Below are 17,699 nucleotides of genomic sequence, written 5' to 3' on the forward strand. Positions count from 1 at the left end.
AAAGCATGTGGCTGAGGTTGGCCTTGCGCTTGCACTTAGACAGGGCGCAATGGATATCTCCAGACCAGATATAAAGCAGAAGAAGATGCGTCGGCAGTGGATCGCAGGTGGCTGCGCTGTCGTGGTGCTTGCGGTGATTGCGTTTTTTGTGACCCGGTTGAAGCCCGCGGCACCTGAGGTCGATCGAGCGACTGTTTGGACCGACTCCGTGAAGCGTGGGCCTTTGTTGCGCCAGGTGCGGGGACCGGGATCGCTGGTTCCGCGAGAAGACAAGATACGGCTGATACCTTCTGAGACCGAAGCAACGGTGGTTCGGATTCGCGTGTTGCCGGGCGCGAAGGTTGAGCCGGACACGATTTTGATGGATCTGGTCGATCCACAGCTGCAGCAGGAGTTGCTGGATGCGCAGCTGCAGATGAAGGGCGCGCAGGCGGATTACATCAACACGCGCGCGAAGGTACAGAGCGACCTGATGGATCAGAAGGCCGCGGCGGCGACGGTGGGGGCGGATCATACTCAGGCTCAGCTGCAGGCGCAGACGGATAAGTCATTGTTTGATCTGGGCGTGATCAGTGGATTGACGTACAGCGCTTCGAAGGGCAAAGCAGATGAGTTGACGACGCGCAATGATCTTGAGAAGCAGCGGCTTACGTTGAATGAGAAGGCGATCGAGACACAGCTTGCAGTGCAACAGACCAAGGTCGATCAGGCGAAGGCGCTGCTTGGGTTGAAGCAGAAGCAGTTGGATGCGTTGAGTGTCCGGGCGGGGATCAGCGGTGTGCTGGTGGAGCTGCCGCATCAGGTCGGCGAGCATGTGGCTCCCGGAACGACGCTGGCGAAGGTGGTGCAGCCGGACCAGTTGAAGGCGAGTTTGAAGATTGCCGAGACGCAGGCGCGTGATATTCAGATCGGCCAACCGGCGGAGATTGATACGCATAACGGCGTGATCAACGGAAAGGTGATGCGAATTGATCCGGCGGTATTGAACGGAACGGTGACGGTTGACGTAGAGCTTGCTGGAGCCCTGCCGCAGGGTGCTCGACCCGACTTGAGTGTTGATGGAACGATCGATCTGGACCGGATGACCGATGTGCTCTATGTGGGCCGTCCGGCGTTCGGGAATGAGAACAGCACGATCAGTCTTTTCAAGCAGGGAGCGGACGGCAAGACTGCGGTCAGAGTTCCGGTGAAGGTAGGACGGGCTTCGGTGAACAGTATTCAGGTGCTGGAAGGATTGCAGGAAGGCGATACGGTGATTCTGTCGGACATGAGCCGATGGGATAACACGGATCGGATTCGCTTGAATTAGACAGAGCCCAGGCGACGGCCGGGATAAAGGAGAGCAGGGATGGCGACGGACACGATGATTCAGATTGAGGACTTGAAGAAGATTTTTTACACGGATGAGATTGAAACGCATGCGCTGTCGGGTGTGCATTTGAATATCAATCGCGGCGAGTATGTGGCGATGTCGGGGCCGTCGGGGTGTGGGAAGTCCACGCTGCTCTCGATTATTGGATTGCTGGATACGCCGACCGGTGGCGCGTACACGCTGAACGGTAAAGAAGTTGCGAACCTGAACTTTGCGGATCGTTCGCGGATTCGAAACCAGGAGATTGGATTTATCTTTCAGAGTTTCAATCTGATCGGCGACCTGACGGTTGCCGAAAATGTCGAGTTGCCGCTGACCTATCGCGCGGGTATGCCTGCTACGGAGCGCAAGAAGAGGGTGCAGGAGTCGCTTGAGCGCGTGAATATGGCGCACCGGATGCGGCACTACCCCGCGCAGCTCTCCGGTGGTCAGCAGCAAAGAGTCGCCGTGGCGCGGGCGCTGGCGGGTTCGCCGTCGATCCTGCTGGCCGATGAGCCGACGGGAAATCTCGACTCGAAGAATGGCGAGGCAGTGATGAAGCTGCTGCAGGAGTTGCATGCAGAGGGTGCAACGATCTGCATGGTGACGCACGATCCACGGTTTGCGGCACACGCAGAGCGGCAGGTGCATCTGTTCGACGGCAAGGTTGTTGCGGAGGGTGAGCTGAATCGGCTCTTGGCGGAGGTAGAAGGATGATGACACTGATCGAGGATATGAGGCTGTTCCTACAGCAGATGTGCGGGACGATTGGAATTTCGGGAACTGCGATGAATGTGGTGCCTGTGGTTGTGCTTGGCATCGTGCTCAACGTTGCCGCTATCGGCCTGGTGGAGAGCGTGAGGACGGATGAACGACCGATTTGCCAAAAGACGACGATGCAGGCTGCGGCTCAGACAGAGCTCAAGGTAATGCGGACCGTCGTGACTTCGACGTTGAAGACGATCAGCAAAGGTCAGCGGAGATGGTGTGTCGCCCGCAGCTGGGTATCGGATCTCCAGCACGAAGTTGCAGACTACGTGATGGGAACGACGGGTATCCGGGTTGCTCCGATGGCCTACGAATGTGCTCGTTCGACAAAAGAGATTCAAAAAAGCAAGAGCTGTCGCCTTCGGGTTGTCAGGCGGGCAGCGTAACAACAAGAAGGAACCGCGATGACCTCCTGCTGCTGGGATTGACCGTCGCGCCAGTGCCTGTGGGACTGCTGGCGAGCATCGCTCCAGCACGAAGAGACGCGACTATCGATCCTATGCAGGCGTTGCGTTCGGAGTAGCAGCCGCGATTACACGTTGAGATTAGAGGATGGAGTCTAAGATGATCGAATTGAAGCAGCTGGAGCGGAGCTACAAGACGGGCCATACGGAGACGTGGGTGCTACGGCGCATTAATCTAGCGATCCGTGAGGGAGAATTTGTAACTGTGATGGGTCCATCTGGAGCGGGGAAGTCTTCGCTGTTGAATGTACTGGCGATGCTGGACGATCAATGGAAGGGAGAGTTTTATTTCGCTGGCGATGCGGTTCACGCGATGAATCGTAAACAGCGGGCGGAACTAGCGCGGCGAAGAATTGGGATGGTGTTTCAGAGCTATCACCTGTTGGACGATCTGACCGTAGCGGAAAATATCGATCTGCCGTTGTCGTACAAGGATATTCCGAAGTCGGAGCGGCAGGCACTGGTGGCGGATACGCTGGATCGCTTCAATATTGTGGGGAAGAAGGATCTGTTTCCGAACCAGCTCTCGGGTGGGCAGCAGCAGTTGGTGGGAATTGCGAGGGCCGTCATTCACAAGCCGAATCTTTTACTGGCGGACGAGCCCACGGGAAATCTGCACTCAGAACAAGCGAATGAGATTATGCAGTTGTTTCGAAAGCTGAATGACGAGGGTACGACGATAGTGCAGGTCACGCACTCTGAGACGAATGCGGGGTATGGCACGCGGACGATTGAGCTGCGAGATGGATGGCTTTCGCGGGATACGGCAGGTCTGGTGGCAGCTGAAGGGGCGGGGGTGCGAGCGTGAAGGGCAGTTCTTCAGTGCTTCGTTGCTTCAGCATAGTGGCTTTGCTAGAGGTGCCTTTGTTGGCACAGGTGCAGCAGGCGACCGTTACCCAGAACGTACCTGCGGCGGCGCAGCCCGCGTTGCGCCTGGATATTCCGCACTCTGATAATCCGTTGAACACATATCGAGCAACGTTGGTCCCCAAACCGAATCTGGCGAACTCGCCGCGGATCGATGCTCTGGTGAAGGATGGTGTGCTTGAGCTGAGTTTGAAGGATGCGATCTCGTTGGCGCTTGAAAACAATCTCGATATTGCGATCGCTCGATACAATATTCCGATCGCGGCCGCCGATGTTTTGCGCACACAGGCGGGCGGTTCGTTTCGCGGAGTCAATACGGGCGTGGTGCAGAATACGCCTGGGGGTGGAGTAGGCGGCTTCGGCCCGGGGCCGAGTGGAGCGGGGGCTGGAGGTACCTCGGGCGGCGCTGGTGGTGCCGGTTCCGGAGCGTCCGGACTTGTCTCGTCGACCCTCGGTACAGGTACGAATGTTTCTTCGTATGATCCGGCTATTTCGGGGACTTTCAGTATCGAACACTTTGCGGAGCCACTGTCGAATACCGTCGTTTACGGAGTTCCAGAGCTGCAGCAGAACACGACGACGGGAAATATCGGCTATACACAGGCTTTTCCGACTGGGACTTCGATATCGGCGGTCTTCGACAACAACCGGGGAACGACAAACAGTCCGGAGAGCTTTCTTGTCCCAGCGCTGAACACCTACTATCACATTGCGCTGCAGCAGCAGCTGTTGGCAGGATTCGGTCTCGGGCCAAACTTGAGGTTTTTACGGATTGCTAGGAACAATCAGCGGATCTCGGACGAGGCGTTCAAGCTGCAGGTAGTGACGACGGTGACGCAGATCGCGAATATGTATTGGGATCTGGTGGCCGCGTACGAGGACGAAGGCGTTAAGAGCCGGTCGCTCGAGTTTGCTCGCCAGACGCTGGAGAGCGGGCGCAAACAGCTTGCACTGCAGGCGATTCCTACGATGGATGTAATGAAGGACGAAGCTGAAGAGGCGAGCCGCGAACAAGACCTGACGATTGCGAAGACGACCTTGCAGTTTCAGGAGTTGCTAATAAAAAACGCGCTCACGAAAAATCTTGACGATCCAATTTTAGAAGCGATGCCGGTGCGACCGACCGATCAGAGCGCGATGACGGACACGACTACGCAGGGCCCGACTGAAGACATGACGACACGTGCGCTGAAGGACAGGTTGGAGTTGGGCGAGTCGGATATCGATCTTGAAAACAGACGGTTGAGCCGTGATGCTGCGCGCAATGCATTGCTGCCTTCGGTCGCGTTGACTGCGTACTATGGGGGCTCGGGGTTGGCGGGTTTGCAAAACCCTGCGTCGGGTACAATTTCGACTTCGCCACCGGACTTTGCCGGATCGTTGAGAACTGCCTTCAACAATAGCGCTCCTGACTACTTTGTTGGTGTGACGGTGAATGTGCCGCTTCGGAATCGCGTGGCGAAGTCGGACCAATATCGAGCTGAGTTGGAGACGAGACAGTCTGAATTGCGATTGGAGCAGTTGAAGAAACAGATTCGAATCGAGGTTCGGAACGCTCAATATGCGCTGGAGCAAAGTGAGGCTCGGGTGGTTTCGGCCCGCAAAGGGCGCGACCTGGCGCAAAAGACTTTCGACATCACTGCGAAGGAACAGGAGCTGGGAGCGGGGTCTAACTACCAGACTCTGACGGCGCGGCGCGATCTGGCAGCGGCAGAGTCAACGCTGGTTGCAGCGATGACGGCGTATCAGAAGGCTAAGATTGAGGTGGATCGCGCGGTCGGTTCTACGCTGGAAGCAAACGATATTTCGATAGAATCAGCGAAGACGGGCATCGCCCCTAGTGGGCAGTAGCGCGCAGGAGCAGGTCACCATGCTGGCGGAGCGAATTGTTAAGAACGAGTCAGGGGCGGAAGATGCAGAAGCGTCGTGCAGGCTCCTGATCGCGGATGATCAACCCCATATACTGGAGGCGCTCCGGCTCCTGTTGAAGCCGGAAGGTTATCAGTTGGAGATGGTACGAACGCCGGCGCTGGTGCTCGAAGCCCTGGCGCATGAGAGCTTCGATGGCGTTCTGATTGATCTTAATTACACGCGGGATACGACCTCTGGCCAGGAGGGACTGGATCTGGTGGCGAGAGTCAAGGAGATCGATGCGCAGCTTCCGGTCGTGGTAATGACTGCGTGGGGCAATATTGATCTTGCTGTAGAAGCGATGCGCCGTGGTGCGGGAGATTTCATTCAGAAGCCGTGGGAGAATGCGCGGCTGCTAAGTATTCTGCGTACTCAAATGGAGTTGCATCGCAGTCAGAAGAAAATGCGCTGGTTGGAGGCAGAGAATCGGATCCTGCGGGCTCCGGGCGCCCCGGATTTCATCGCAGCTGCAGCTTCGATGCGACCCGTGCTGGAGACGATGGCTCGGGTGGGTCCATCGGATGCGAATGTGTTGATTACGGGCGAGCATGGCACGGGCAAAGAGGTTGTGGCGCAGACGCTGCATCGGTTGTCGTCGCGTGCGGAGAGAACACTTGTCGCTGTGAACACGGGAGCCTTGCCTGAGGGGACTTTCGAGAGTGAGTTGTTCGGACATGTGAAGGGGGCTTTTACTGATGCTCGTGCAGATCGCATCGGCCGATTTGAACTGGCGAGCGGGGGGACGCTTTTTCTCGATGAAATTGCGAATATACCGGTACGGCAGCAGGCGAAGTTGCTGCGCGTGTTAGAGACGGGAGAGCTAGAGCGGGTAGGATCTTCAAAGACGCAGAAGGTAGATGTACGGATGCTGTCTGCGACCAACGCGGATCTCCATGCAGAGTGCGCAGCGGGGCGTTTCCGCGAAGATTTATTTTTTCGTCTGAACACGGTTGAGATCAGTCTGCCTCCGCTTCGGGAACGACGTGAAGATATTCCGGCGCTGGCCGGGCACTTTATGGCGCGATATGCAGCACGTTATCGCAGACCGATTCAGGGGCTGGAGCCGTCTGCGCTCCAGATGATGCTGCAGTATGGCTGGCCGGGTAACGTGCGCGAGCTCGACCATACTATCGAACGTGCGGTCCTGATGGCACGCGGAGTGAATATCGAACCGGCGGACCTGGGGCTAAACACGCAGCAACGGGGAGGGGCACAGAGCATGGATGAGATGAGTCTTGAGTCAGTCGAGGCAATCTTGATTCGCAAGGCGCTCGCCCGTGCAGGTGGTAATGTGAGCCATGCGGCTGATGCGCTTGGATTGAGCAGAGGTGCGCTCTATCGCCGTATCGAAAAATATGGTCTCTGAAGATCCAGATGAGGAGATATCCGGCGGTAGTGTGAGGCGGACCCGCATGCCGCTGGGGAGATCGGCGCGACGGCTGAGTTTTGAAAAGAGACTACGCCTGTGGCTTTATCTTCCCGGGTTATTGCTGCTGCTTCTGTGCTGGCTTCAGCTACGACAACATTCAGTCGAAACTCTTCTGCAGATTATCGTTCTACTTGGCCTCGCGCTTGGATGGGCCTTTGCGGTATCCGTTTTGATGGAGCAGATCATTCGGCCGCTGCAGACGCTGGCGAACGTGGTGGCGGCGTTGCGGGAGGACGATTTTTCTTTCAGGGCCCGAGGAGGCAGGAGAAATGACGCGATGGGCGACTTGGCACTTGAGATCAATCGACTCGCGGGGATGCTTCAGGCGCAACGCGCAGGCGCATTAGAGGCCATGGCGCTGGTCGAGCGGGTTATGGGTTCGATGCCATCTCCGGTGCTAGCGTTCGATCCCGAGGGAAGATTGAAGCTGCTGAATGCAGCGGGGGAGAGCGCGTTCCGGCTGCAGGTACAGATAGCGCTTGGGCACACGGCGGCCGAGTTGAATCTAGAACAGCTTCTTGATGTAGCGGACGAGGAAGTGATGTCGCTGGGGAGCGGGCAGCAGTCGGTGCGGTGGGTCGTGAAGAGAACAGGCTTCCGGCTTCGAGGGATTCCGCATACGCTGTTCGTGCTGTCGGATGTGAGCGCCGCCTTGAGGGAAGAGGAACGGCTCGCCTGGGAGAGGTTGATTCGCGTTCTGGGCCATGAGATCAACAATTCGTTGACGCCCATCAAGTCGATTGCTGGGAGTCTGCGTGGACGAATCGCTACGTTGAACAATGCAACTGGTGAGAGTGTTGACTTTGAGCGAGGCCTCGAGGTTATCGAAAATCGTGCGGAGTCGCTGAACCGGTTTCTGCAGGCATATCGGCAGTTGATGGGGCTGCCCGCACCACGACTGGCGGCAGTGTCGGTAGCGGCCTTGGCACAAAGGGTCGCCCTGTTGGAGAGACGGGTCGTCGTGACCGTTGAAGGAGCGGCAGATGTTGTGGTGCAGGTGGATGCTGACCATATTGAACAAGCACTGATTAATCTGGTACGCAATGCGGCCGACGCTGCGCTGAGTCCAGATCAAATTGGTGAGGGTGAACCACACGTAGAAATCGCATGGGGTACTGAAGGCTCAGAGGTCATTATCGAGGTACTGGACAACGGCCCGGGGCTGACCAACCCGAACAACCTGTTCGTTCCGTTTTATACGACCAAGCTAGGTGGGACGGGGGTTGGTCTGGTTCTTGCGCAGCAGATTGCTCAGGCACATCGCGGATCGGTGCGACTGGCGAATCGTAGAGATGGTCACGGTGGATGCAGAGCCGAACTCAGATTGCCGATTGCAGGATGATCGAACGCTTCCCGCATTGTCCAAGAAGTCACCTCATAGGTCGGTAGCCTTCTTTGTTCCGGGTCGTTCTTTTAACGATGATGGATCGAAAGAGGATATGCAGCGGTTCATTTCGCATGCAAAATAGCACAGGATCACAGTGAGGTGAAAGATGGCTTGTAAAGTCGAAGAGCTGAGACAAATTCCTCTCTTTGCGCTGCTCGACGATGAAGAGATAGCGGTGTTGGCGGCGCAGGTTGAGGTCAAAAAATTTGCTGCGCGGCAACGGATCTACAAGTTGGGTGAGCCCGGAAAACACGCTTATGTGATGATGTCGGGCACTGTGCGAGTGACGACAGTGGATCGAGATCATCAGGAAGTTTTGGTAGATGAGCCTCGCGATGGTGAGTTTTTTGGCTTTGCTTCGATGCTCGAGGACACGCCTCATCAAACTACGGCCTTGGCGATGGAAGAGACGACCTGCGTGGAGGTGAGCCGCGACGATATCGCTGCGCTTCTGCGGCAGAAGCCAATGGCTGGAATGGACATGCTAACCGTAGTAAGCCGTCAATTCCATGCGTCACAAGAACTGGTGCGGCTTCGGGCCAGTCGCAATTCGAATGACGTGATTGAGGAGGAGATGAGTTTTGGTGATCGCATCGCCGACTCTGTTGCACGATTTGGCGGGTCCTGGACTTTCATCATCTTATTTGGAGCTACGCTTGTGATCTATGCTTCTGTGAACATCGCTCTGAAGGGGAGGGCATGGGACCCATATCCATTTATTTTGCTCAATTTATTTCTGTCGATGCTGGCAGCTATCCAGGCGCCGGTGATTATGATGAGCCAAAATCGTCAGGACACGAAAGACAGAGTGCGTGGTGAGTTGGACTATGATGTGAATCTTCGTGCTGAATCTGAGATCCAAAACCTTTCGAGCAAGTTAAATCTTCTTACGGAAAAAATCGGCGATGTTGATGATCTGTTGCGGGACCAGCTAAAGCTGAATCATCAGCCCAATCGCGTTCCGTAGGGCCGATTGGATGCAGACCGGGGGGTGCTGATGGAAGCGCATAAGCGATCGACCAGCCCATGGGCGCTGTTCAGATCAAAGGACATGCCACTTTGCAGCAAGTGATAGAGAACCCGACCAATGCGATCTCAAAGATCCCATGGCACCAGCATCCGACTGTTGCCTAGGCGAGTGTGGTCAAAGCCGAGGGTTTGACTGGACGCGATCAGCTCCCCTGGTTGTCGGGCTCCGCGCCACATACGACTTCTTTACGACCTTTCTACACCTTCTTTACGTATCGGCTGCTTGAATAAAGAAACGTGCGGAAGCGCGAAGTTTTCGTCCTGCGCTGGAGGCTCAATTTTGTTGGCTGACTGAGACTCTGTGGTGGATTAGGACGTAAGACTTCCGGTTGGAGGTAGGACAATGTGGGATTTGGGATGTATAGGTGCCAGCGTGCTGTTTTTCCTGATCGCGATCAGCTACACGATCGGGTGTGATCGGTTGGGGATCAAGGAGAAACAGGGATGATCGAGACATTGCTGCTTGGTCTTGTAACTCTATCGTTACTGATCTACCTGGTGTATGCGCTGCTGCGCCCTGAAAAGTTTTAAGAGGAAGTAGTTATCATGACAGCGAACGGTTGGTTCCAAATTTTCTTCTTTTTTGCACTGGTGCTGGTCTGTGCAAAGCCTCTGGGTTTGTATATGGCTCGCGTCTTCGAGCATCAACGGACCCGGGCAGACGTTATTTTTCGCCCGATCGAGCGACTGATTTATCGGATGACCGGCGTCGACGAAACACATGAGATGGCATGGACTGAGTATGCAGTCGTCATGCTGCTCTTCAGCCTGGTCACGATGCTTGCAACGTATGCTATTGAGCGCCTGCAGCATTTGTTGCCTCTCAACCCTCAGCATCTCGCGGCTGTGGCTCCAGATCTCGCGTTGAACACCGCGGCCTCTTTCACGACGAATACGAACTGGCAGTCGTATGTGCCTGAGACGACGATGAGCTATCTGACCCAGATGCTCACGCTTGCCTACCATAACTTCTTTTCGGCGGCAGCCGGCATGGCATTGGCCGTTGCGCTCATTCGAGGAATTGCAAGACGAGAGTCTAAAACGCTGGGAAATTTCTGGGTCGATACAACACGCGCATCCTTATGGGTTTTGTTGCCTGGCTGTCTCATCTATTCCCTGCTTCTGATCTCTCAAGGTGTGGTGCAGAATCTTCGTCCTTACGATCAGGCAAAGCTTGTGCAGTCGCAGACTACAACCGCGACTGGTGCTGATGGTAAGACGGTGACGCAGACCCTAACAACGCAGAGTATTGCTCAAGGCCCGGTTGCTTCGCAAGAGGCGATCAAGATGCTTGGAACAAACGGGGGAGGTTTTTTCAATGCAAACAGCGCTCACCCGTTTGAGAACCCTACGCCGCTCTCTAACCTAATGCAGATGTTCTCGATCTTTGTGATACCTGCTGGGCTAACAGTCACTCTCGGACGGATGACGCGAGCGCCGAAGCATGGCTGGGCCGTTTTTGCTGCGATGGCTACGCTCTTTCTTGTTGGCGTCTTCGTGGCGTACTACGCAGAGGCACAGTCGAACCCACTTCTCCACTCAGTCGACCAGCGTGCTTCGCTAACGCAGGCCGGCGGCAATATGGAAGGCAAAGAGGTACGTTTCGGAGTCGCCAATTCTGCTTTGTTTGCGACTGTAACAACTGATGCCAGTTGCGGTGCGGTGAACTCGACGCACGATTCCTTCATGCCGCTGGGCGGCCTGGTCCCGATGGTGAACATCATGCTGGGTGAAGTGATCTTCGGTGGTGTGGGAGCCGGCCTCTATGGCATACTGATCTTCGTCGTCCTGGCTGTTTTTATTGCCGGGTTGATGGTGGGGCGGACGCCGGAATATTTAGGAAAAAAGATCGAATCCTATGACGTGAAGATGGCCATGCTGTACGTGCTCATTTTTCCGCTTTCGATCCTTGGTTTTTCGGCAGTGGCGCTCATGATGCCGAATCTTGGGCTCTCCTCCCTTGCGAACGCCGGGCCGCATGGTCTTTCAGAGATTCTCTACGCCTACACCTCGGCGACTGGAAACAACGGATCTGCTTTCGCAGGGCTCAATGCGAATACGCATTGGTATAACCTTTCGTTGACCGCAGCGATGTTGATCGGCCGATTCCTGATGATCGTTCCGATGCTTGCTATCGCGGGTAGTCTTGCGAAGAAGAAGCTTGTTCCGCCATCCCTAGGAACCTTCCCTGTGCATACACCTCTCTTTACGGTGTTGTTGGTGGGTGTGGTTGTTATCGTGGGGGCACTTACCTTCTTCCCCGCGCTCTCGCTCGGCCCTATTCTTGAGCACTTAATGATGCACGCTGGCAAAAGCTTCTAGTCCAGAAGAGAAAAGCAGACAAACAATGGCAAATACCCGCAAACGCTCCCTATGGGACACCAAAATTGTACGTCGCGCGTTGATTGACGCTTTAGTCAAGCTAAGCCCGCGCACGATGATGAAGAACCCGGTCATGTTCGTCGTTGAGATCGGCAGCGTGATTACTACGATCTATCTGCTGCGCGACACGTTGCAGCATCGGGGTTCATTTCAATTCGATTTGCAGATTACGCTGTGGCTCTGGTTTACGGTACTGTTCGCAAACTTTGCCGAGGCGATGGCGGAGGGCCGCGGAAAGGCCCAGGCCGATGCGTTGCGGCGTGCAAAGTCGGAGACGACCGCAGTGCGACTTCGCGCGGATGGGAGCACGGAGGAGGTTCCCAGTTCGCATCTAAGAGCCGGGGATCAGGTTCTCGTTGTTGCCGGTAATATGATTCCCGGCGATGGTGAAGTGATCGAGGGCGTTGCCTCGGTGGATGAGTCGGCGATTACGGGTGAGTCTGCGCCGGTAATTCGTGAGGCTGGTGGAGACCGGTCGGCGGTGACTGGTGGAACGAGAGTGTTGTCTGACCAGATCAAGGTGAGGGTCACATCGAACCCTGGCGAGACATTCCTTGATCGCATGATCGCGCTGGTTGAGGGTGCCGAGCGACAGAAGACGCCGAACGAGATTGCTCTGAATATTTTGCTAGCCGGGTTAACGATCATCTTCCTGCTTGCGGTTGTGACGCTTCAACCTATTGCGATCTATTCCACTGCGCCGCAGACGGTGTTTGTGCTGATCTCGTTGCTGGTGTGTCTCATTCCAACGACGATAGGCGGCTTGCTCTCGGCGATTGGGATTGCTGGGATGGATCGTCTAGTTCAGCACAATGTGCTGGCGATGTCTGGGCGAGCCGTGGAAGCAGCTGGTGATGTAAACACACTGCTGCTAGACAAGACGGGAACGATTACGCTGGGCAATCGTCAGGCTGCGGAGTTTATTCCTGCGCCCGGTGTGAGCAAGGATCAGCTTGCAGATGCGGCGCAGTTGTCCTCGCTTCCGGATGAGACACCGGAGGGCCGAAGTATTGTGGTCTTGGCGAAGGAGTTGTATGGTCTTCGCGGGAGAGAGTTGAGTGAGTTGCAGGCGGAGTTTGTGCCGTTCAGCGCGGTGACGAGAATGTCGGGAGTGAACCTTGATGGGCGAATTATTCGGAAGGGTTCGACGGATGCGATCGCTGCGTTTTTGAAAGAGAACGGAGGAAGTTTGCCGGACGAGGTTCGTGCGGCGGTTGAGACGGTTGCTCGCAGCGGGGGGACGCCGCTGGTGGTGGCTGAGAATCGGCAGGCGCTGGGCGTGATTCATCTGAAGGACATCGTGAAGGGTGGGATGAAGGAGCGGTTCGCGCAGCTTCGGTCGATGGGGATTCGGACGATCATGATCACGGGCGACAATCCTCTGACTGCGGCGGCTATCGCGCGTGAGGCGGGAGTTGACGACTTTCTGGCAGAGGCGAAGCCGAAGGACAAGATGGATCTGATTCGCCGCGAGCAGGCTGAAGGCAAGCTGGTCGCGATGACTGGCGACGGGACGAACGATGCTCCTGCGCTTGCTCAGGCCGATGTGGGTGTTGCGATGAACACAGGAACGCAGGCGGCGAAAGAGGCGGGAAATATGGTCGATCTCGACTCGAACCCGACGAAACTGATCGAGATTGTGGAGATCGGCAAGCAGTTGCTGATGACTCGTGGCGCGCTGACTACGTTCTCGATTGCGAATGACGTTGCGAAGTACTTTGCGATTATTCCCGCGATGTTTGCGGCGACGTTCCCGGTGTTGAATGCGCTGAACATCATGCACCTAAAGACACCGGAGTCTGCAATTCTCTCCGCGGTGATCTTCAATGCGCTGATTATTGTCGGGTTGATTCCGCTGGCGCTGCGGGGCGTTGGTTATAAGGCTATGTCGGCGGAGTCTTTGCTGCAGCGCAATCTGTTTATCTATGGTGTCGGTGGCCTTGTAGCTCCATTTCTCGGGATCAAGATCATCGACCTCATCATCACTGCCATTCATCTGGCGTAAGGAATTTTATGCGTCGCAATCTGATCACCGCTGTGCTTTATACCGTTGTGACTACTGTGCTGTTCGGTCTGGTCTATCCGTTTGTCGTGACCGGGCTGGCGCAGGTGCTGTTTCATGACAAGGCTAACGGGCAGCTCATCTACAAGAATGGGCAGTTGGTTGGGTCTCGGATTATCGGTCAGTCGTTTACGGCTCCGCAGTACTTTCATTCGCGTCCCTCGGCCGCAGGCAATGGGTACGATGCTGCAAACTCGAGCGGATCGAATCTAGGACCGACGAATAAGAAGCTGGTTGACCGGGTGACCGGGGATGTGGCGACGTTGCAGGTCGATCATCCTGGTGTCGCTGTGCCGATCGACCTGGTGACGTCTTCGGGGTCGGGTCTCGATCCTCACATCACGCCGGCTGGTGCGGAGTTTCAGGTGGCCCGCGTTGCGCGGGAGCGACATTTGAGCGAGGATACGGTGCGGCGGCTGGTGTTGCAGCATACCGAAGGACGGCAGCTTGGGTTCCTCGGGGAGCCGCGGGTGAATGTGTTGCTGCTTAATATGGATCTCGACGAAGTGGCGCCTTCGAAATAGCGTCGGGTCACTTCGATCGGGGGATCCCAGGAAGGTGGTAGCTAAGTTAGACAAGCAAGAAAAGCCTCGGTCGTCGCCGGGGCTTTTCATTGAATCCAGTAACTCGTTGAAAGAAGGGCGAAGGACGGTGGACCTGAGTAGGTTCTCTTCGTGGAGATGATCCTGCACAGTGTTGCTTGATGTGGCGCAAGGTGGAGGGTTCCTGCAGGTGAAGGCTGGCGGGAGTGCATAATGTTGCCTTGGGACTCGAGCATTCTTCGAGCCAGACTCTCGCTCTTGAAGGCTGAAAGAAAATATGCACAAATCTCGACTCGGACATCTGGCTGTGGCTTTAAGCCTTTCTTGTTGTGTGGTGAATCTGCCGTATTTGCGGGCGCAGAGCGTTAAGACGGAAGCTTCGGATTTGATCTCTCTGGGTCGTGTGACCAGTGCCACGGCGCTGCCGAATGGTGTGGATGTGAGAGACGGCAAGGCGCGAATTGAGATTACTGCCTTGCGTGAGGATGTTTTGCGCGTTCGAGTTTCGAAGGCGGAGAAGATGTCTGAGGATGCTTCGTGGGCTGTGCTTGCGGGGGCTCGCACGAGCTCGGTGGTGACGACCTACGCAGTGAAGGGAGACAAAGTTGGTTTTCAGACGAAGGTGCTGGAGGTGTCGGTGGACCGGGCGACCTCGCGCCTGACGATCAGCGATAGAAGCGGTGGGGTTTTGTTGCAGGATGCGGAGCCGGTGGAGTTTCATGGCGACCGGTTTAGAGTTTATAAGCGGATGCCGGAGCAGGAGCATTACTTCGGACTGGGAGATAAGATGGGGCCGCTCGATCGCAGAGGCGGCGCTTACCAAATGTGGAACACGGATCAGTATCGCTTTCAGGAGAGCAGCGATCCTTTGTACAAAGCGATTCCGTTTTTTCTCGCGGACAATGGCGGCAGATCGTATGGTTTGTTTCTGGACAACACGTGGCGGACGAGCTTCGACTTCGGAAAAGAAGATGCGAATGCTTACTCGTTCGGCGCCGATGGCGGGCCGGTTGACTATTACTTTATTTATGGTCCGAAGCCGAAGCAGGTGGTGGAGGGGTATGCGTGGTTGACTGGCCTGACGCCTCTGCCTCCACGATGGTCGCTTGGCTTTCAGCAGTCGCGGTACTCGTATATGACTGAGGCGCGAGCGCGTGAAGTGGCGGATCGTATGCGTGCGGACAGAATTCCGTGCGATGCGCTCTATCTCGATATCGACTTTCAGGTGGGCAATGCGCCTTTCACGGTGAACCAGAAGACGTTTCCGAAGTTTCCTGAGTTTGTTGAGGAGTTGAAGGACAAACACTTCAACCTGGTGTTGATTACGGATCTTCATATTGCGGATCGGCCAAATCAAGGGTATGCGCCTTACGATTCGGGGGCTGCGGGAGATCACTTTGTGAAGAATCCGGATGGATCGGTCTTCGTGGGTAAGGTGTGGCCGGGGCCTTCGGTCTTTCCTGACTTCACGAGGAAGCAGTCGCGGGATTGGTGGGGAACTCTTTATAAGCAGTTCTATGACGAGGGAGTTGCCGGGTTCTGGAATGACATGAACGAGCCTTCGGTGTTTGAAGTGGCTTCGAAGACGATGCCGCTGGATGTGGTGCATCGCATCGATGAGCCGGGATTTTTACCGAGGTCTGCGAGCCATGCGGAGATACACAACGTTTATGGGATGGAGAACTCGCGTGGGACGTATGAGGGGCTGTTGAAGTTGAAGCCGCAGCAGAGGCCGTTTGTTTTGACGCGTGCTACGTATGCGGGCGGCCAGCGTTATGCGGCAACGTGGACGGGCGATAATTCGAGTACATGGAATCACCTTCGCATGAGTACGCCGATGCTTTTGAATCTAGGATTGAGTGGGTTTTCGATGGCGGGTGACGATATTGGAGGGTATGCGGGTTCGTCTACCCAGGACTTGTTGACGAAGTGGATTGAGGTGGGTGAGTTTAATCCGATTTATCGGGATCATACGGAGAAGTTCACTGCGGATCAGGAGCCGTGGGTTGGTGGTCCGGAGGTGGAGGCGGTTCGGCGGCGGTATATTGAGGATCGATATCGGCTCATGCCGTATCTGTACACGTTGGCGGAGGAGAATTCGCGTACTGGTGTGCCGATGATGCGGCCGCTGTTTCTGGAGTTTCCGGATGCGACGGCGGATAAGCATCCGCTCGATCTCGATGCGGGGAATCAGTTCATGCTGGGGGCGAATTTGTTGATTGCGCCTGCTCCTTATCCCGAGGCCCCGGATGATTATCAGGTGACATTTCCGCCGGTGGGCTGGTACGACTACTGGACGGGGGCGAAGATTGCGAGTGCGCCGCGTGAAGCGGTAGCGGTCAGTACGGGCGCCGCGCTTGGAGTTGGGGCGCTTCAGTCGGTGAAGATTAAGCCAGAGGTGAATGTGTTGCCGGTATTTGTTCGGGCGGGATCGATTCTGCCGTTCGCGCCAGTGGTGCAGAGCACGCAGGAGAAACCGGATGGTCCGCTTACGCTGAAGGTTTATCCGGGGGAGGGGTGCGAGGGTTCGCTGTACCAGGATGATGGAATCAGCTTCGCGTACAAGGCGAAAGATTTTTTGCGCGTGAAGTATAGCTGCGATTCGGCGAACGGCGGGCTGCGTCTCCGTGTGGGAGCGCGGGAGGGAAGCTTTCAGCCGTGGTGGAATGAAGTCGAGGTGACGATCTTCGATTGGAAGTCTGCGCCGGGAAAGGTTACGTATGCGGGGGAGACGATTTCGAAGCTCCACTTTCAAGAGTCGGCGCACTCGCTTACCATCACGCTGCCAGAGAAGGCGGAGGGCGGGGAGCTAGAGATCGGTGCAAAGTAGTTTTCGTTCGCTGATGTTTCGTGGGTTCTAGTGGAAGCGGTAGGCGGCGCCGATTCCCAGGACCTGTGGGGTGAGGTCGTTGGGCGGGAAGCCGAACCATTTTTGAAACTCATATTCCACTCGGATGTTGACGGAGTATAGAAGCCGATAGTCGACTCCTACGCCGGCCGCGGCCATGTTGTAGGCGAGGTTTGCTGCGTTGCCTTGCGGAGGGCCGCCGGGGGTGAGGCTGGGGACTTCCGGATAGTTGAAGATGCCGCGTCCGTACATGCCCTTCGCGAAGGGTTCGATTCTGTGGAAGTGCAGGACGTAGCGCGGGCCGACTTCAAAAGTGCGTTCGTAGATGTTTGTGCTGGGATCGGGGTCGTTGATCTGGTGGAACGCGGCTTCGATTCCCCAGTGATATTTGAAGTCGAAGTTGACGTAGGCTCCGCCGCCTTTGATCTTTTGCGGAACGTAGTCAGAGTCTGCGTAATTGAATTCGCCGCCAGCCTGAAGGACTCCGGCGCTGGTGGCGGTGGGGAGAGCCTGGGCGTGCAGGCGGACACCGGCGAAGGTGATCAGGCAGAGCAGGGCAGAGATCTTAAGTCCAGGGAGGAGATCTGCTGCCAGCTTCGCGAATTTCTTTGAGGAGGCTTTGTTGCTCATGCGGTGTTCTCTCTTGAAGCTTATGGTTT

Annotated in this window: 14 protein-coding genes; 13 read left to right on the top strand and 1 reads right to left on the bottom strand. The window is 56.0% G+C overall.

What is annotated here, in order from left to right; translation table 11 throughout:
• The first annotated feature begins 49 nt into the window (after positions 1-49).
• From RBB76_RS11755 to RBB76_RS11815, 13 genes are all read left to right on the top strand, one after another.
• Positions 50-1,309: an efflux RND transporter periplasmic adaptor subunit gene (locus tag RBB76_RS11755; protein WP_429632728.1), complete on the top strand. Its 1,260-nt coding sequence runs from the start codon at positions 50-52 to the stop codon at positions 1,307-1,309.
• 39 nt (positions 1,310-1,348) lie between these two features.
• The gene (locus tag RBB76_RS11760; protein WP_429632730.1) at positions 1,349-2,068 is read left to right on the top strand and encodes an ABC transporter ATP-binding protein; all 720 of its coding nucleotides are present in this window, start codon (positions 1,349-1,351) and stop codon (positions 2,066-2,068) included.
• Positions 2,065-2,505, top strand: coding sequence for a hypothetical protein (locus RBB76_RS11765; protein WP_429632732.1), 441 nt, complete (start codon positions 2,065-2,067; stop codon positions 2,503-2,505). The genes RBB76_RS11760 and RBB76_RS11765 overlap by 4 nt, the downstream gene beginning before the upstream one ends.
• Before the next feature lie 178 nt (positions 2,506-2,683).
• Positions 2,684-3,391, top strand: coding sequence for an ABC transporter ATP-binding protein (locus RBB76_RS11770; protein WP_429632734.1), 708 nt, complete (start codon positions 2,684-2,686; stop codon positions 3,389-3,391).
• Positions 3,392-3,459: 68 nt separating this feature from the next.
• Positions 3,460-5,301 carry a TolC family protein gene (locus tag RBB76_RS11775; RefSeq protein ID WP_429632759.1) on the top strand — a complete coding sequence of 614 codons (1,842 nt, stop codon included), beginning with the start codon at positions 3,460-3,462 and terminating at the stop codon, positions 5,299-5,301.
• Positions 5,302-5,320: 19 nt separating this feature from the next.
• Positions 5,321-6,727: a sigma-54-dependent transcriptional regulator gene (locus tag RBB76_RS11780; RefSeq protein ID WP_429632736.1), complete on the top strand. Its 1,407-nt coding sequence runs from the start codon at positions 5,321-5,323 to the stop codon at positions 6,725-6,727.
• A 31-nt stretch (positions 6,728-6,758) separates the two neighbouring features.
• Positions 6,759-8,132, top strand: coding sequence for a sensor histidine kinase (locus RBB76_RS11785; protein ID WP_429632738.1), 1,374 nt, complete (start codon positions 6,759-6,761; stop codon positions 8,130-8,132).
• Positions 8,133-8,283: 151 nt separating this feature from the next.
• A complete protein-coding gene (locus tag RBB76_RS11790; RefSeq protein WP_429632740.1) occupies positions 8,284-9,144 on the top strand; it encodes a DUF1003 domain-containing protein in 861 nt (286 codons plus the stop codon).
• A 506-nt stretch (positions 9,145-9,650) separates the two neighbouring features.
• Complete coding sequence (gene kdpF / locus RBB76_RS11795; protein ID WP_353067705.1) at positions 9,651-9,737, top strand: K(+)-transporting ATPase subunit F; 87 nt, start codon at positions 9,651-9,653, stop codon at positions 9,735-9,737.
• Positions 9,738-9,752: 15 nt separating this feature from the next.
• Positions 9,753-11,528, top strand: a complete 1,776-nt coding sequence (gene kdpA / locus RBB76_RS11800) for a potassium-transporting ATPase subunit KdpA (RefSeq protein ID WP_429632742.1) — start codon at positions 9,753-9,755, stop codon at positions 11,526-11,528.
• 25 nt (positions 11,529-11,553) lie between these two features.
• Entirely contained in the window at positions 11,554-13,593 is a 2,040-nt protein-coding gene (kdpB, locus tag RBB76_RS11805) for a potassium-transporting ATPase subunit KdpB (RefSeq protein WP_429632744.1), read from the top strand.
• Between the two features lie 8 nt (positions 13,594-13,601).
• Complete coding sequence (kdpC, locus tag RBB76_RS11810) at positions 13,602-14,174, top strand: potassium-transporting ATPase subunit KdpC (RefSeq protein WP_429632746.1); 573 nt, start codon at positions 13,602-13,604, stop codon at positions 14,172-14,174.
• 295 nt (positions 14,175-14,469) lie between these two features.
• Positions 14,470-17,022 carry a glycoside hydrolase family 31 protein gene (locus RBB76_RS11815; RefSeq protein WP_429632747.1) on the top strand — a complete coding sequence of 851 codons (2,553 nt, stop codon included), beginning with the start codon at positions 14,470-14,472 and terminating at the stop codon, positions 17,020-17,022.
• Positions 17,023-17,049: 27 nt separating this feature from the next.
• Here RBB76_RS11815 and RBB76_RS11820 read toward each other — a convergent pair whose 3' ends face one another.
• Positions 17,050-17,670, bottom strand: a complete 621-nt coding sequence (locus tag RBB76_RS11820; RefSeq protein ID WP_429632749.1) for an outer membrane beta-barrel protein — start codon at positions 17,668-17,670, stop codon at positions 17,050-17,052.
• Between the last annotated feature and the right edge of the window lie 29 nt (positions 17,671-17,699).

This window comes from Tunturiibacter psychrotolerans (assembly GCF_051013365.1).
In the GTDB taxonomy this organism is placed as follows: domain Bacteria; phylum Acidobacteriota; class Terriglobia; order Terriglobales; family Acidobacteriaceae; genus Edaphobacter; species Edaphobacter psychrotolerans_A.

What these genes read in the sequence shown, in the direction of transcription:
- RBB76_RS11755 (WP_429632728.1), top strand. Translation starts at nt 50, where the DNA reads ATGGATATCTCCAGACCAGATATAAAGCAGAAGAAGATGCGTCGGCAG.
- RBB76_RS11760 (WP_429632730.1), top strand. Translation starts at nt 1,349, where the DNA reads ATGGCGACGGACACGATGATTCAGATTGAGGACTTGAAGAAGATTTTT.
- RBB76_RS11765 (WP_429632732.1), top strand. Translation starts at nt 2,065, where the DNA reads ATGATGACACTGATCGAGGATATGAGGCTGTTCCTACAGCAGATGTGC.
- RBB76_RS11770 (WP_429632734.1), top strand. Translation starts at nt 2,684, where the DNA reads ATGATCGAATTGAAGCAGCTGGAGCGGAGCTACAAGACGGGCCATACG.
- RBB76_RS11780 (WP_429632736.1), top strand. Translation starts at nt 5,321, where the DNA reads ATGCTGGCGGAGCGAATTGTTAAGAACGAGTCAGGGGCGGAAGATGCA.
- RBB76_RS11790 (WP_429632740.1), top strand. Translation starts at nt 8,284, where the DNA reads ATGGCTTGTAAAGTCGAAGAGCTGAGACAAATTCCTCTCTTTGCGCTG.
- kdpF (WP_353067705.1), top strand. Translation starts at nt 9,651, where the DNA reads ATGATCGAGACATTGCTGCTTGGTCTTGTAACTCTATCGTTACTGATC.
- kdpA (WP_429632742.1), top strand. Translation starts at nt 9,753, where the DNA reads ATGACAGCGAACGGTTGGTTCCAAATTTTCTTCTTTTTTGCACTGGTG.
- kdpB (WP_429632744.1), top strand. Translation starts at nt 11,554, where the DNA reads ATGGCAAATACCCGCAAACGCTCCCTATGGGACACCAAAATTGTACGT.
- kdpC (WP_429632746.1), top strand. Translation starts at nt 13,602, where the DNA reads ATGCGTCGCAATCTGATCACCGCTGTGCTTTATACCGTTGTGACTACT.
- RBB76_RS11815 (WP_429632747.1), top strand. Translation starts at nt 14,470, where the DNA reads ATGCACAAATCTCGACTCGGACATCTGGCTGTGGCTTTAAGCCTTTCT.
- RBB76_RS11820 (WP_429632749.1), bottom strand. Translation starts at nt 17,670, where the DNA reads ATGAGCAACAAAGCCTCCTCAAAGAAATTCGCGAAGCTGGCAGCAGAT.